The sequence below is a fragment of the Geobacillus sp. C56-T2 genome (assembly GCF_007829715.1).
Lineage (GTDB): Bacteria > Bacillota > Bacilli > Bacillales > Anoxybacillaceae > Geobacillus > Geobacillus icigianus.
In genome coordinates this window covers 1595979-1610496 of record NZ_VJWB01000001.1, presented here as the reverse complement: position 1 = coordinate 1610496, position 14518 = coordinate 1595979, and the positions used below count along the sequence as shown (strand labels likewise).

The window sequence follows — 14518 nt, the reverse complement described above, 5'->3', positions numbered from 1 at the left end:
TGTTCACACGTTCAATCATCGTTCAAGGCAAACGGCTGTTTTTTACCAACGTTCTAGCCGAACCGGCCGAGTTCATTTCCTGATCACCGCTGTTTCTGGCAGTAGTCGATGATTCCCATCGCGCACACTTGCAAATCAAGCTCGATCGCCGCATGCGCTGACGATGAAGATGGAACGCCATGATCGTCAAGAAACGCCATGATCTCGTTGCGCAACCGATGTGCTACCTTTTTCACCAGTTCGGAAACCGGCGCTTCCGAATGACGGTCGACCGCTTCTTTTCCCGCCGTCACGAACTTCGGCAGCCAAAAACGAAGCTGGCGGAAAGCTTCCTGCGGGTCATCGAGCATGCCAAAATGGCCAAAATAAATGCGTTCCGGCCTCAGCTCCTCCAGCCTTGCCGCCGACCGCTCCATGGCCTCGGGATCAAACTGGTTTGGGGATGTGGAAGGCAAACAAAACGTAAGCCCCGCCTCTTGCAGCTGCGGATAAAAAACGCCGATCGTATCGCCGGTGAATACGCCGCCGCTGTATGAATCATAAATCGAAAAGTGGTGGTTCGCATGCCCCGGCGTATCGTAAAAGGTAAGCGTCCGCGCGGCGCTCAGCGCGAGCGTCTCCCCGTCCTCCTTCACGATCACCCGTTCTTCCGGCACCGGAACAATCGGAGCAAAGAGCGCATCAAATTGGGCGCCATACACCGCTTTCGCTCCAGCGATGAGGCGCGATGGATCGACTAAATGCCGCTTCCCTTTCGGATGGACGACGACCGTGGCGTTTGGGCAATGCTGAAGAAGCAGTCCGACGCCGCCGGCGTGGTCCAAATGAATATGGGTCACGATGATATAGCGAAGATCCGCCGGGTCGATTCGAAGCGCTTTCAACCCAGCGAGCAAGCGTGGCACCGACGGGCTTGGGCCTGTTTCCACGATCGCCAAGTTCTCTTCGTGCAGCACGTATGTACCGGTGCGGTGCGGCATACCTAAGTCGTATAAATCGATGAGCGATAGGCGATCGCCTAAGGCAAGCGGATCCGCCATATTCCCCTCTCCTTTCCATCGATGATGCAGAATATTCTAACATAAAACCGCCGTTTGCGCTATTTCTTTGCGAACAAAAACAGAGACAAGTAAACGACGCCCTGCAGCCAGTCTAGGAGACCGGTGATTTAAGCGGACAAGCCGCTGATCAAGCCAGTTTCTCAAATAGAAAAGCCTCGTCGCATCAGGATCACCTTTCAAACGATCCCCCATTGCTCAAAAGAAACAACCGTTTTTCACCAGCCTTCTAGAAGGCCGGTGAAAAAGTACACGCCAAGGCAGGGATGTAGGGGGCTTATGTCGAAAAAGGAAGAAGAATCTTTGAATGGAGCGTGAGCAGATCATGAAAGCCCCCAAACATCCTTCGACTCAGCCTCGTCTGTTTCAAGTCATCGACATGGAGGAACTGGTTCCCCCACATCATATCCTGCGCCAAATCAACGAAGCAGTTGACTTTTCCGTCATTCACGATTGGGTGGCTCCCCTGTACACGGAAAAAACGGGTCGTCCGGCGGCGGATCCGGAACGGCTGCTTCGCCTGATGCTGCTATCGTATTTGTTCGACCACTCCGAGCGGGAGTTGTATGAGATCCTCCCCATGCATGCCGGATACTTGTGGTTTTGCGGTCTCGACTTTGAATCCGTGCTCCATCCGGATCCTCATCACCCCACACTGCCGGATCGAACGACGCTCGTCAAAACACGGAAGCGCTGGCGCCAACACGGAATCTTTGATCGGCTGATGACCTACGTGGTGGATCAGTGCATCGCGGCAGGGCTGGTCTCGCCGGATGTGCATGCGGCGGCCGATGGCACTCAAGTGCGGGCGAATGCTTCGATCCACAGCTTGCGGGAAGTCAAGCTCGCTCCGGTGGAACCGTTGGAGGACTACCTCGCCCGCACCGCCCGGGAAGATGAACAGGCCGAGTCCCCGGAGGCGGACCGGGATCCCGATGACGACCCGCCTTCTCCGTCTCCCCCATCAGGGGAACGCGTCCATGCCGGAGAACGAGGAAACTTCCGTGGAACTACGTTTTCCAACCAAACCCATCGAAGCGTGACGGATCCGGATGCCCGGTTGTACAAGAAAGGCAAAGGACAGGAAGCGTATCCTCGGTATCTGGTGCACGACGTCATCGACGTCCAGTCGCGCGTGATTTTGTCCAGACGAGCCAGCCTCGCCACCGGAACGGCGGAGCGGGAGACGAGTTTGGAGCAGCTGGCTTCCATTCGGTTTCGCCACCCGTCGATCACGATTCGAACCTTGTCCGCAGACAAAGCGTATGGCACCACGGAGTATTTGAAAGAGCTCTTCGTCCAAGGCATCACGCCGCTCGTGTCGCTGCGCCGCAAGGAGATGGAAGAAATTCCAACCTGGAAGCGCCGGGCGAAGGATCCCGCTCAGGAAGCACAACGCCAGGCGAAAGTCCGGGAAGTTCAGATTCGCAACCAAGCGAGGCTCATTCAGCAACAGGGCGGTTATCGATCCATTCAAGCCCTTCGCACGCGTTGTGAGCATGTGTTTGCCGAAGGGAAGGAATGTCATGGGCTGGACCGGGCCCGAAGCCGAGGCCTTTACGCCATGGAAGAACAGGCGCTGTTGACCGCCGTCGTGCAAAATCTGAAGCGATTGTGCCGGTTTCGAAAAAAACGAGGGGAGACCGGCTCTTTGGCGTGCGCAAAAATGGAAGTTGGAGCAGGAAGTCCTGCTCGTCCTCCCGTCCTTTGGCGCCAAATGGCGGGGAGAATGGTCTCCAAAATTCGACATGAGGGAAGTCTATGCCCCATTAATTCACCGGCCTTCTAGGCATCACCGGATAAAGGCGGCGCGGCGACAACGAAAAAAGCGGCTCCTGTGTCAACAGGAAAACCGCTTCACGGCACAGTCGGTTAGGAAGCCATCTCCTTGCTCCCCACTCCTTTCCGTCCGTTCCGTACAGCCAAGATCACCGCCGCCGCCCAGCCGATCACGATAAGGCCATAAACGGTCGGATACACGGGCGCCGGCGCCTCCCAAGCGTGTAGAAGGGTGCGGACATTCGTCAAAATGATGAGACCGCCAACTAGCACCCCAAGCAAATGGGACGGCAGTTTGCGCACAAGCCAAGCGGCAATCGGCGCAGCGATGATCCCCCCCGCCATCAGCGTCAGCACCCAATACCAGTTGACCTGCTCCCAGCCGAGGGAAATCGCAAATCCAAGCGTCGCTGAGAGCGCAACGGCAAATTCGGACGTATCAACGGTGCCAACGACCTTGCGCGTCTCCATGCTCCGATTCGCGAGCAGCACCGGCGTCGCAATCGGCCCCCAGCCCCCTCCCCCAGTGGCGTCAAGAAAGCCGGCCGCCAATCCGAGTGGGACGAGCTGTTTGTTCGACCATTGTTTTCCCGAAGCTGATGGCGCGCGGCCGTTCAATACCAAGAATCGATAAATAATGTAAAAGCCAAGCACCAATAAAAACAATGAAACGTACGGTTTGATCAAATCTCCCGGCAAGTTGCTTAAAAAGCAGGCGCCGACAAACGCGCCGACCGATCCGGGAATAATCAGCTTCACCACCATAGCGCGGTCGACGTTGCCAAATTTCCAATGGGAAATACCGGACGCCGCCGTCGTCGCCACTTCCGCCAAATGGACGGACGCTGAAGCGACGGCCGGGGCGATGCCGAACGTCAGCAAAAGCGTCGTTGATGTGACGCCGTACGCCATCCCGAGCGATCCGTCAATGAGTTGAGCAATCAATCCTACAAACAGAAACACAATCAATTTTTTCATGATTCTCCCTCCGTTTGCCATAGTTGAGCACGTTACTTATTATTTAAATCCAACTATTCATAGTTGCCAACTATGATTTTTACAAAAATAAAAAAATTCATTCCCTCCCCATCATCCGGCTCTTCATCAAAAGTCGGACTTGATTTTATGCTTCCAAGAAAGAACAGAACAAATCATGTTTTGCATACACTTGTCCGGTGAAGTAAACCGTCTGTCAAGTACATATTATGGTGATGAACTTGACCGAATCATAACGAAACACAAAAAGGAGGAAGGGTCTGTCAAGTACATATTGTGGTGATGAACCTACCATCCGTTGTGAACAGGAAGAAACATATCGAACGAAAAAAGGCGCTCTGCGTTTTGCCCAGAGCACCTTTGACAACGAGGCCGCCACCGCGACCGCTTCACCGGATGGCGGCCTGCCGCTCCATCATCCGCTTAAAACTTTCCTTGGTATCGTTCGATTTCCCACGCATGAACCGCCGTGCGGTAGCTGTTCCATTCGTCTTTTTTCATCGCTACGTATTCATGGAATACATGCTCGCCGAGCGTTGCACGGCCGATTTCGCCGTCTTCGAACGCCGCGATGGCAGCGCCTAAGTTTTCCGGCAAGTTGTCGATGCCAAGCGCCGCGCGGCGTTCTTCTGACATATGGAAAATGTCTTCGTCAATCGCCGCTGGAGGCGTCAACCCTTTTTCCACGCCGTCAAGGCCAGCCGCTGCGATGATGGCGTAAGCCAAGTACGGGTTGGCTGACGGATCCGGGCAGCGCAGTTCGACGCGCGTCGCCATACCGCGCTTCGCTGGAATGCGAATGAGCGCTGAACGGTTGGAAGCCGACCACGCGATATAGCAAGGCGCCTCATACCCCGGCACCAGCCGTTTGTACGAATTGACAAGCGGGTTGGTCACAGCCGCAAAATGTTTGACGTTTTTTAACAAACCGGCGATAAACTGGTACGCTGTAGCCGACAACTGATTGGCATCGTTCGGATCAAAGAACGCGTTTTCCCCGTCTTTGAAGAGAGAGATGTTGACATGCATCCCCGAACCGTTGATGCCGAACACCGGTTTCGGCATGAACGTCGCGTGAAGACCGAATTTGCCGGCGATCGTTTTAACGACCCATTTGTATGTCGTCGCGTTATCGGCCGCCCCGAGCGCGTCCGCGTATTTGAAGTTGATTTCATGCTGGCCTTCCGCCACCTCATGGTGCGACGCTTCGATCGTAAAGCCCATCGCTTTTAAGGCGCGGTAAATTTCAAGGCGAACGCGTTCCCCTAAATCTTTCGGGGACGGTTCAAAATAGCCGCCGTTGTCATGAAGCTCAAGCGTCGGGTTGCCGTGTTCATCCGCTTTGAACAAGAAAAATTCGAGCTCCGGGCCGACCGAAATCGTGTATCCTTTTTCCGCCGCCCGCTCAACCGTTTTTTTCAGCACGTTGCGCGGGTCGCCTTCAAACGGCGTGCCGTCCGGGTTGGTCACCGAGCAAAGGAAGCGCGCTTCTGCATAACCTTCTTCCACCGTCCACGGCAACACCGCGAACGTATTCAAATCCGGCAACAAGTACAAGTCAGAACGATTGATCGGTGAAAATCCTTTGATCGACGAACCGTCGAACATGATTTTTCCGCCGACGACGTCATCAAGCTGCTCGGCCGTGACGGTGACATGCTTTAAAATCCCTTCAATGTCGACGAACTGCAAATGAAGCAGCTCTACATTTTTTTGTTGGATCGTCTCTTTGATTTGCTCCAACAGCCCCGTTTGTGTAGAGGAAACGAACAAATTTGACATGTTACATTACCTCACATTCGTACGTTTATTTTTCTAACATGCTTTTATTATAGAAAAAGAGCCGCCGTTTGGCAACCCTTTTTTCATTAATTTTTCTGTATTTTTATAACGTTTTTTGGAACCGTTTACAAAACAAAGTGCGAAAACGCGAATGTTTATACAAAAACGAAACAGCTTGCGAAACGATGTTTCCTGCAAGCTGTCCTTTGTCATCCGCCATCAATGTTACATTTTCTCCTTGCGGCGTCGCCATGATCCGGACGGGATGAGCGGCAAACCGACCGCTTTTTCCGGCCGATAAACGTACACATATCCTTCGAGCGGTTGACAGACATCGCGAACCCATACTCGTTCGTATTCATTGTCGTCCCGTCCTTCCCCGTAGTCTTCAAGTTCATCCATCGCCTTGAGCCCCTCTTCCGTCACCGTCAGCCATTCCCCCTCCACTTCCCTCTCTTCTCCGAGCACAAGTGCGGGGTACAACCCGACGTTGTATAAACGGCCCTTGACTTTTCCTGGGCGTACGTCGCGAACGTACGGCGCCGCGATAGGGTGATTGTCCTCACCCGTCAGCAATGTTCCGTACACAAACACCCGATATCGTCGTTCCGCCATCTTCTCGCCCCTCCCTTTTGTTTACATAATAATGATTATGAAAACTCAAAGGATGAAACAAAAACAATGGAAGCCCTACCTCTCATCCATCCTTGCCGCTCCGTGGCGGCGCCAGTGTGAATTTGTTGAGCGATTGGCGGCGCAAAAAAGCCGTGTCGGCTGCATCCGCTGAGCAACGACACGGCGGTGACAATTTCGTAACGAACGAATGGCGCTTTTCTTAGCATACCTGTTTGAGTATGAAATGTCAATCATTTTTTACGACGATGGTTTCCATTTAATGCTGCAGCCAATGCTCGGCTTTTGGTGTTCCGGCACCGGACGACCCGCCAACAAAGCGTCCAGCGCGGCACGAATCGATTCCCCGGTCACCGGAATGCCGTTGCTTGGGCGCGAATCATCAAGCTGGCCGCGGTAGACGCATTTCAGTTCGCGATCAAAAATGTAAAAATCAGGCGTGCAAGCCGCATCGTACGCTCTTGCCACTTCCTGCGTCTCATCGTATAAATACGGGAACGGATAGCCGAGTTCTTCGGCCACCTTTTTCATGTTTTCCGGCGAGTCGTCCGGATATTGTTCAACATCGTTCGAATTGATAGCGACAAACGACACCCCTTTGGGCATATAATCGTTGGCTAGGCGGACAAGCTCGTGCTGGACATGTTTGACAAACGGACAATGGTTGCAAATAAACATAATGACGGTCGCCACATCCGACTTGACGTCATCTAGGCGGACAAGCCGGCCGTCAACGACGTTGGTCAAGGCGAACGGCGGCGCTTGTTTGCCGAGCGGGAACATGTTCGACTCGACAGCTGGCATGATGACCACCCTCTCTCTCCTGTTTTCTTCCTCATTATACCAAAGAACCGCTCAGCATGCATCTTTCATCGCTTGGTGGCCCGGCGAGCGTAGCTAACAAATGTTCGCAATCCTCGGCCGGAATTCTTCCTGAACGTCACCCACAACGATTTTACTCACACCGCTCGCTTTGTTGTTGCTCGCTCCCATCGAGCGAAGCGCTCTGCCCATCCTTGACCAGCCAACCGCCCAAACCGGACGACACGGCCGCGCATATGATGCCACATAGAAGAGAAAGGAGGCTTCTGCCCTTGCTTTACATGAACAAACAAATGACCCCCCGCGTATACAGCGCGCCGCCTCCTCCATCCTCTCAAGTGATGTTTTCTTACCGGCGGACGGCCACCGATGAACGGCTCGACCAGCAACACGAGCTGTTGACTGAACTGGCCGACACGCTCGCCCGCCTCGAGCAGACGATCGCCGCTCACCAGCAACTCGAAGGCGAACATCAGCACCGATGGCAAGAGCGATTTCAAAAGGAGGAGGAGGCACGCCAAGCGCTCATTGAGGCGCTGACCATGCAAAACGAAATGATGCATCGCCTCGAGCAGCGAGAAGCCGAACGTCAGCAGCAAACAGAAGGCATGGCGAGCCGCTTGGCGGGACAAGAAAAATTGTACGAAAAGCTGATCGATCAGCTTGAGCTGCAGCACATCTTTCACCAGACCGTGATCGAGCGGCTCGAAGCGCAAGAAGCGGCACAATACAAAATCACTCGCCAGCTTGACAGCTTAAAAGAGGCGCTGTACGAACGGTGTTCGTTTATCGTCGACAGCATCAAACAACTCGTTGTTTCCTTTCTCCCCGGACGCAGTCCAAACACTCGCCAGTCAACGGCCAAACCGAAAGAATCGCTCCACTTTTCGAAGGCCGGTAAATGAATGAAAGAGACGCCTTAGTTCCACTCGAGAAACCTTGTCAAAGCTGTGCTGTCGATCAAGCCGAGCCGGTTCGAGCAAAAAACTCGTTTTTCACCGGTCTCTTCGGGGTGATGGAAGGAAGCGCGCCGCTTGGCGGCGTCATTTCCCCAATCGAAACCCTTAGCGGCATCAGCGTAGCTTTTTACACGTTCCCCTAACGGCACGATCGGTTTCTGACCCGCCGCGCCGGGCAAATCGATGGACAAAACACAGCGAACCGGAGCATAATAAGAACTAACCATTTTCAGCTGACAAACAGAGGGGGAATGATGATGCCGCTCGAACTCAGCGTCCTTGACCAATCGCCGATCGCGGAAGGCACAACGGCCGAGGAGGCGCTTGCCAACACCGTCCGGCTCGCCCAGTTCGTCGAAGAACTCGGCTACAAGCGCTTTTGGGTGTCCGAACATCATGACACGAACAGCCTCGCCGGCTCGTCGCCAGAAGTGCTGCTTGGCTACATCGGAGCGAAAACATCGCGCATCCGCATCGGCTCCGGCGGGGTGATGCTGCCGCATTACAGCGCCTATAAAGTGGCGGAAAACTTCCACGTGTTGGCCGGCTTGGCGCCCGGGCGCGTCGACTTAGGCGTCGGGCGGGCGCCCGGCGGCATGCCGCGAGCGACGATGGCGCTTCATGAAGGAAAGCAACGTCCGATCGACCGCTATCCAGAACAAATTGCCGAGCTGCTTGGCTACCTGCATGATGCACTCCCGCCCGTGCATCCGCTTTATGGCGTCAAAGCAACGCCAATCGTGCAGTCCCCTCCGGACGTATGGTTGCTCGGCTCAAGCTCGGAAACGGCGAAGCTGGCGGCGGAAAAAGGGCTGCCGTATGTGTTTGCCCAATTTATTAACGGCGACGGCGGCGAAGCGGCGATGCGCTCGTATCGCGAGCGGTTTGCGCCGTCCCCGTATCTGGACAAGCCCCGGTCGATGGTCGCTGTCTTTGCCGTTTGTGCAGAAAGCGAGGAAAAGGCGGAATGGATCGCCGGCAGCCTCGATTTGACGCTGCTGATGATTGAGCAAGGGATGGCGGTCAACGGCATTCCCGCGCCGGAGCAAGCGGCAGCGTATCGATACAGCCCGTACGAACGCCAACGGGTGGCGGACAACCGGAGGCGGATGATCGTCGGCAGTCCGGCGCGCGTCAAAGACGAGCTCTACCGGCTAAGCGAAGCGTATGAAACAGAAGAAATCATGCTTGTTACGATTACATATGATTTCCACGACAAACTCACTTCGTTTCGGCTGATCGCCGAAACGATATGGGGGTGAACCGATGCGGATCGTTTCTATTAATGTCGGAACACCGAAAACGCTCGACATCAACGGTCAGCCGCTCGTGAGCGGCATTGACAAAACCCCAGTCGCCGGGCCGGTGGCCGTCGGCAAACGCCATTTAGCCGGAGACGGCCAAGCCGATCTTGTTCATCACGGCGGCGAAGACAAAGCGATTTGCGCCTACCCATCGGAACATTTTGCCTACTGGGAGCGGCACTATGGCCGGCCGTTTGCGGCCGGGGCATTCGGGGAGAACTGGACGCTTGCCGGTTTGACCGAGGACGAGGCATGTCTAGGCGACATCTATGCGGCCGGCACGGCGCTCGTGCAAGTGTCACAGCCGCGCCAACCGTGTTCGAAACTCGCTTTGTTCCATCAGCTTCCGGGATTGCCGAAAGCCGTCATTCAGACAGGGAAAAGCGGATTTTACCTGCGGGTGCTGAACGAAGGCGTCGTCGAGCCGGGGGCAGCGTTGCTCCTTGTTGAGCGCGGCCAAGGAGCGTTGTCGATCGCCTACATCAACCGCATTTACTATCATGAGCGGGACAATGTCACCGCCATGGAACAGCTTGCCTATCATCCGGCACTGTCAGCGAGTTGGCGGGAAGCGTTTCTTCACCGTCTCGCCGCCCGGACGGAGCCGTAACCCCTTTCCGCTGGCGCAGACCGCCCGCTGCGCGCCCAATGCCTCCTTCATCCGCCTGCGCCGTTCGGTTCTATCTGCCGACCGATTCGTTTCGCTACGCCCGCTGCCTGCCGCGCTCCCAATAGCGGCGGTACAATTCGGAGTAAAATCCTTTGGCCTCAAGCAGCTCCTCGTGCGTCCCTTGCTCCACGACTTTTCCTTCATTCAATACGAGAATGCGATCGGCGTTTTGCACCGTGTTCAACCGGTGGGCGATGACGAAGCACGTTCGGCCGGCCATCAGCCGCGCGAGCGCTTCTTGAATGCGCACTTCCGTCACCGTATCAATATTGCTCGTTGCCTCATCCAAAATCAACACGGCCGGATCGGCGATCATCGCCCGGGCGATGGCCAGCAGCTGCCGCTGTCCTTGGCTGATTCCGCCGCCGTCCGCCGTCAAAACCGTATCGTAGCCGTTCGGTAATTTCGTGATGAAGGAATGGGCGTTCGCTTTGCGCGCTGCTTCCTCCACTTCCTCATCCGTCGCCTCGAGCCGGCCGTAACGGATATTGTCGCGAATCGTTCCCGCGAACAAAAACGTATCTTGAAGCACAAACGCCATATGGCGGCGCAAGCTCGCCCGTTTGATCGTCCGACTGTCGCGCCCGTCAATGACAACAGTCCCCGCATCCGGATCATAAAAGCGGGCTAACAGCTGAAGGACAGTCGTTTTGCCCGCTCCCGTCGGACCGACGAGCGCAACGGTTTCTCCCGGAGAAACGGAGAAGTTCACGCCGCGAAGCGCGGGGCGCTGCTTGTCGTAGGAAAACACCACATCGCGAAACTCGATGCGCCCGTGAAGCCGATCGATCTCTTCCGCTTCCCCCTCATCTTCCTCTTCTTTTGGCAAATCGAAAATTTCCAACACCCGTTCAGCGCCGGCCAATGCTGACAGAAGCGTATTCCACTGGTTCGCCAAATCGTTGAGCGGGCGGGTAAACTGTCGGGCGTATTCGACAAACACGACAATGGTGCCGACCGAGATCATCCCTTTGACCGCCAGCCATCCACCGACGCCGGCGATCAAGGCGAAGCTAAGGTTGTTTAAAAAGTTCATCAGCTTCGGAATAAAGCCGGAATACGTCTGCGCCCAAAATCCCGCCTGTTTCAGCTCGATATTTTTGCGCACCACTTCCGCTGTCATCCGCTCTTCTTGGGAAAACAGCTTCACCACTTTTTGCCCTGACAAAGCTTCTTCAATCAATCCATTCATCTCGCCAAGGGCGCGCTGCTGCTCGCGAAAGCGCACTTGCGTCCGCCGCGTAATCCAACGCATGCCGGCGTACATGAGCGGCACAACGACCAGCGTCACCGCGGTCAAAATGAGGCTTTTGAACACCATGACGGCGATGGCGCCTGCGAGCGTCAATGTGCTCGAAACGACTTGAATGACCGTGCTGTTGAACGTCTGGCTCATATTGTCGATGTCATTCGTAATTCGGCTCATCAGCTCGCCTTGCTGACGGCGGTCAAAAAAGGAAATCGGCAGCTCATGGAAGTGGCGGAACAAGCGGGCGCGAATCGCGTGCACCGTCCGTTGGCCGACGGCGATCATCCAATAGTTTTGTAAAAACGTCGCCGCCCCCAAAGCGGCATAAATCGCCAGCAAAAACAAAAGCGTTGTGAGGAAGCCGTCCGTTTTCCTCTCAACAATATACACATCAATCGCCGAACCGATGACATACGGTCCGGCCAGCGCCAGCGCCGTGCTGGCGACCACCATCCCCAACGCAGCAAGCAGCTTTCGCTTTTGCGGAGCGATAAACGCCCAAAGGCGGCGCAGCGTGCCCATGCTGCTTTTGGCCCGCTGACGCCCCGGCTGCCGCGCCCCATGGGGGCTATGCCGTAGTGACATGGCTTTGTCCCTTCTTTCCTTCCTGCGTGGCGACGATCCGCCGGTACAGCTCGCTCGCCTCCAGCAGCTGTTCATGGCTTCCTTGTGCGGTGAGACGGCCGTCTTCCAACAACAAAATCGTATCAGCCATCATCGCCGTGCTCACCTTCTGCGTCACGATGACCATCGTACAAGCATAGCGGCGAAGCGCGGCCAGCAGCTTCGCCTCCGTTGCGGCATCGAGCGCGCTCGTGCTGTCATCAAGCAACAGAATCTGCGGCCGGCCGACGAGCGCGCGGGCGATGGCCAAGCGCTGCTTTTGCCCGCCCGACAAATTGACGCCTTTTTGGCCCACGACCGTCTCGTACCCATCGGGAAACGTGGCGATCGTTTCGTGAATTTGAGCGGCACTTGCTGCCTCGACCAGTTCTTCCATGGTCGCCTCCGTCTTGCCAAAGCGAAGATTATCGGCGATGGTGCCGGAAAAGAGCAGCACCTCTTGCGGAACGAAGCGAACCGCCTCGCGCAGCTGCTTCGCCGGCCACTCGCGTACGTCGACGCCGTCGATCAGCACCCGTCCGGCACTCGGCTCATACAACCGCGGGATCAGCTGAAGAAGCGTTGATTTCCCCGCTCCTGTCGCCCCTAAAATGGCGACCGTCTCTTGCGGGCGAACGACAAACGACACGCCGGAAAGCGCATCGCGCCCGCTGCCCGGATAGCGAAACGACACGTGTTCAAAGCGAATCTCCCCGCGCTTGGCGGCAGGAGGCTCGACGGTATGGCCGCCGTCCCGCTCGCTTGGCGCGTCAAGCAGTTCCGCCAAACGAGCGGCGGACGCGCGCGCCCGCGACCACGCCATCGTAATAAACGTGAACATCGAGAGCGCCGCCGTCGCCCGCGTAGCATAGTTGACCACCGCGACGACTTGCCCGGCGCTCGCCGTTCCCGCCTCAACGTCATAACGGCCGAAAAACAGCACCGCGACGATGGCCGCATTCATGACAAACAACAAGACCGGGGTGATCGTTTCCACTAGGCGAAACACGCTGATCGTTCGCTCCATCAGCGCATCGTTCGCCCCTAGAAACCGCCCTTGTTCATACTTGTTTCTCACCCACGCTTTAATGAGGCGCATGCCGGCCAAATTTTCGCGCATCACGCCGTTCACCCGGTCAAGCGCCCGCTGAACGGCAGAAAACGACGCTCCTGCCTTTTTCATCACCCACAATAAAAACGCTGCTGACAGCGGAACAGCCACCGCCAGCACGAAAGCAAGCCGGGCCTGAACGACAAACGCCATCCCGACGCCGAAAATGACAAGCAGCGGCGCACGCAAGGCAATGCGCAAGCTCATAAACAGCATATTTTGCACTTGAGTGACATCATTGGTCATGCGGGTAATCAACGAGGCCGTCGACAGCTGTTCGATCCGCGCCAGTGACAGCGATTGGATTTTCGCAAACAACGTTGTGCGCAGCGCAAACCCATATTCTTGGCCGACATAGGCAGCGGCAAACGAGTTGGCGATGCCCGCGGCAAACGCTAAAAACGATGCGCCCAGCATCACGCTTCCCCACGTGGCGATGGCGGTCAAATCCCGGTTCATCACGCCCTCATCAATGATTTTGCCCATCAAGAGCGGCTGCCACAGCTCGATGACCAACTCCGTCAACATCAACAACCAAGCCAACGCCATCCATTTCTTGTGCGGGCGCAAATAAACAAGCACCTGCCGCATGTTGTGCCACTCTCCTCTCCACTTTGCGGCGCCGAACCGCCATCGATTTCTCACCCTTGATTTTATTCTAAACCCGAAATATTGTTTTGACAACGAAGACGTGCGCGGAAAAAGGAACAGCGACCGATCAAGGCTGATGGCCTTCGTTCCCCCCATGGTGACCCGACGGCCAACGGCATGGAAAAACCCTTGAGCCTCGAGCGCTCAAGGGTTGACACCAAGCACGATGGACGGCGCCGCGATATCGCGCCACAAGCTTCTTCCGTCTCCATTCTATCGGAGCGGGTCTTCCATGCTTCTCGCACACCAGCGCGGATCTTCCGTGTTCCCCGCACATCGGCGCTCGTCTCCCCTGTTTACCGTCTTGTTCTCCTGAGAACGACCGGAAAGCACGCGGCGCTGGGAGCAGCCGCTTCCATCTCCGCCTTCTGCCCACCGCTGTTGCCACGCCTCTAGCAACACCGCCTGCTCGATCGGTCCGGCGGAAGACAGCGGCGCGAGAGCGAGCACTTGCTGTTCATCGGCGGCAATCGGGAGCAGCCGATCCAATTTGGCGATGAACAAAATTTTTTCGATCATGGCGTTTTCCCCAACGACAATAGCCATGGCGCGACCGGCGCTAACCACTCGTTTAAAAAAGCGGACAAGAAGCGCCAGCCCGGTGCTGTCCAAAAATTGGAGTCCGCTTGTATCGACGATGACTAGCGGATGTTCAACGGCGGCGGCCGCCGCCGCCAATTTTTGTTCCGCAGCGAGCTGCGTATGATAGGCGAGCCGTCCGGTGAGCACGACACAATCGTATGCAGGTTTTGCAATCCGTTCCAGTTCAAACAAAAATCGATGCTGTTCCATCATATCCCCCTATCGTTGGCCAGTCTCCTTCCGTCCGCGCCATCCGCCCGCCAAACATCGGTGAACCCCTTTGCCTTTCCCATCAAACGGCGCAAGGAGGCACCTAGCG

At 56.0% G+C, this 14518-nt stretch carries 12 protein-coding genes; 4 read left to right on the top strand and 8 right to left on the bottom strand.

Annotated features, from left to right (window positions below; all coding sequences use genetic code 11):
• Nucleotides 1-83: 83 nt before the first annotated feature.
• Nucleotides 84-1040, bottom strand: coding sequence for an MBL fold metallo-hydrolase (locus GC56T2_RS08080; RefSeq protein ID WP_144974357.1), 957 nt, complete (start codon nucleotides 1038-1040; stop codon nucleotides 84-86).
• Between the two features lie 325 nt (nucleotides 1041-1365).
• Here GC56T2_RS08080 and GC56T2_RS08075 point away from each other — a divergent pair, with 325 nt between their 5' ends.
• On the top strand, nucleotides 1366-2847 hold the full coding sequence (locus GC56T2_RS08075; protein WP_144972437.1) for a transposase: 1482 nt from the start codon (nucleotides 1366-1368) through the stop codon (nucleotides 2845-2847).
• A gap of 83 nt (nucleotides 2848-2930) precedes the next feature.
• On the opposite strand, the gene GC56T2_RS08070 is transcribed toward GC56T2_RS08075, so the two are convergent.
• The 4 genes from GC56T2_RS08070 to GC56T2_RS08055 form a co-directional block, all read right to left on the bottom strand.
• Nucleotides 2931-3815: a sulfite exporter TauE/SafE family protein gene (locus GC56T2_RS08070; protein WP_144974355.1), complete on the bottom strand. Its 885-nt coding sequence runs from the start codon at nucleotides 3813-3815 to the stop codon at nucleotides 2931-2933.
• Nucleotides 3816-4256: 441 nt separating this feature from the next.
• Nucleotides 4257-5615, bottom strand: coding sequence for a type I glutamate--ammonia ligase (gene glnA, locus GC56T2_RS08065; protein WP_144974353.1), 1359 nt, complete (start codon nucleotides 5613-5615; stop codon nucleotides 4257-4259).
• A gap of 225 nt (nucleotides 5616-5840) precedes the next feature.
• Nucleotides 5841-6230, bottom strand: coding sequence for a gamma-glutamylcyclotransferase family protein (locus tag GC56T2_RS08060; RefSeq protein WP_144974351.1), 390 nt, complete (start codon nucleotides 6228-6230; stop codon nucleotides 5841-5843).
• A 258-nt stretch (nucleotides 6231-6488) separates the two neighbouring features.
• A complete protein-coding gene (locus tag GC56T2_RS08055; RefSeq protein ID WP_033844920.1) occupies nucleotides 6489-7052 on the bottom strand; it encodes a thioredoxin family protein in 564 nt (187 codons plus the stop codon).
• Between the two features lie 299 nt (nucleotides 7053-7351).
• Between GC56T2_RS08055 and GC56T2_RS08050 the strand changes: the two genes are divergently transcribed.
• The 3 genes from GC56T2_RS08050 (at nucleotide 7352) to GC56T2_RS08040 (ending at nucleotide 9943) form a co-directional block, all read left to right on the top strand.
• Nucleotides 7352-7975 (top strand): hypothetical protein, encoded by a 624-nt coding sequence (locus GC56T2_RS08050; RefSeq protein ID WP_255516141.1) that lies wholly within the window; start codon nucleotides 7352-7354, stop codon nucleotides 7973-7975.
• A gap of 311 nt (nucleotides 7976-8286) precedes the next feature.
• Entirely contained in the window at nucleotides 8287-9291 is a 1005-nt protein-coding gene (locus GC56T2_RS08045; protein ID WP_144974347.1) for an LLM class flavin-dependent oxidoreductase, read from the top strand.
• Nucleotides 9292-9295: 4 nt separating this feature from the next.
• On the top strand, nucleotides 9296-9943 hold the full coding sequence (locus tag GC56T2_RS08040) for an MOSC domain-containing protein (RefSeq protein ID WP_144974345.1): 648 nt from the start codon (nucleotides 9296-9298) through the stop codon (nucleotides 9941-9943).
• A gap of 94 nt (nucleotides 9944-10037) precedes the next feature.
• On the opposite strand, the gene GC56T2_RS08035 is transcribed toward GC56T2_RS08040, so the two are convergent.
• From GC56T2_RS08035 to GC56T2_RS08025, 3 genes are all read right to left on the bottom strand, one after another.
• Nucleotides 10038-11837: an ABC transporter ATP-binding protein gene (locus tag GC56T2_RS08035; protein WP_144974343.1), complete on the bottom strand. Its 1800-nt coding sequence runs from the start codon at nucleotides 11835-11837 to the stop codon at nucleotides 10038-10040.
• Entirely contained in the window at nucleotides 11821-13557 is a 1737-nt protein-coding gene (locus tag GC56T2_RS08030; RefSeq protein ID WP_144974341.1) for an ABC transporter ATP-binding protein, read from the bottom strand. Before GC56T2_RS08030 ends, GC56T2_RS08035 begins: the two co-directional genes overlap by 17 nt.
• A gap of 273 nt (nucleotides 13558-13830) precedes the next feature.
• On the bottom strand, nucleotides 13831-14409 hold the full coding sequence (locus tag GC56T2_RS08025; RefSeq protein WP_144974339.1) for an STAS domain-containing protein: 579 nt from the start codon (nucleotides 14407-14409) through the stop codon (nucleotides 13831-13833).
• Between the last annotated feature and the right edge of the window lie 109 nt (nucleotides 14410-14518).

Bases quoted from the DNA above. Each gene is read 5' to 3' on its own strand.
- GC56T2_RS08080 (WP_144974357.1), bottom strand. From the start codon at position 1,040: ATGGCGGATCCGCTTGCCTTAGGCGATCGCCTATCGCTCATCGATTTA.
- GC56T2_RS08075 (WP_144972437.1), top strand. From the start codon at position 1,366: ATGGAGCGTGAGCAGATCATGAAAGCCCCCAAACATCCTTCGACTCAG.
- GC56T2_RS08070 (WP_144974355.1), bottom strand. From the start codon at position 3,815: ATGAAAAAATTGATTGTGTTTCTGTTTGTAGGATTGATTGCTCAACTC.
- glnA (WP_144974353.1), bottom strand. From the start codon at position 5,615: ATGTCAAATTTGTTCGTTTCCTCTACACAAACGGGGCTGTTGGAGCAA.
- GC56T2_RS08060 (WP_144974351.1), bottom strand. From the start codon at position 6,230: ATGGCGGAACGACGATATCGGGTGTTTGTGTACGGAACATTGCTGACG.
- GC56T2_RS08055 (WP_033844920.1), bottom strand. From the start codon at position 7,052: ATGCCAGCTGTCGAGTCGAACATGTTCCCGCTCGGCAAACAAGCGCCG.
- GC56T2_RS08050 (WP_255516141.1), top strand. From the start codon at position 7,352: ATGAACAAACAAATGACCCCCCGCGTATACAGCGCGCCGCCTCCTCCA.
- GC56T2_RS08045 (WP_144974347.1), top strand. From the start codon at position 8,287: ATGCCGCTCGAACTCAGCGTCCTTGACCAATCGCCGATCGCGGAAGGC.
- GC56T2_RS08040 (WP_144974345.1), top strand. From the start codon at position 9,296: ATGCGGATCGTTTCTATTAATGTCGGAACACCGAAAACGCTCGACATC.
- GC56T2_RS08035 (WP_144974343.1), bottom strand. From the start codon at position 11,837: ATGTCACTACGGCATAGCCCCCATGGGGCGCGGCAGCCGGGGCGTCAG.
- GC56T2_RS08030 (WP_144974341.1), bottom strand. From the start codon at position 13,557: ATGCGGCAGGTGCTTGTTTATTTGCGCCCGCACAAGAAATGGATGGCG.
- GC56T2_RS08025 (WP_144974339.1), bottom strand. From the start codon at position 14,409: ATGGAACAGCATCGATTTTTGTTTGAACTGGAACGGATTGCAAAACCT.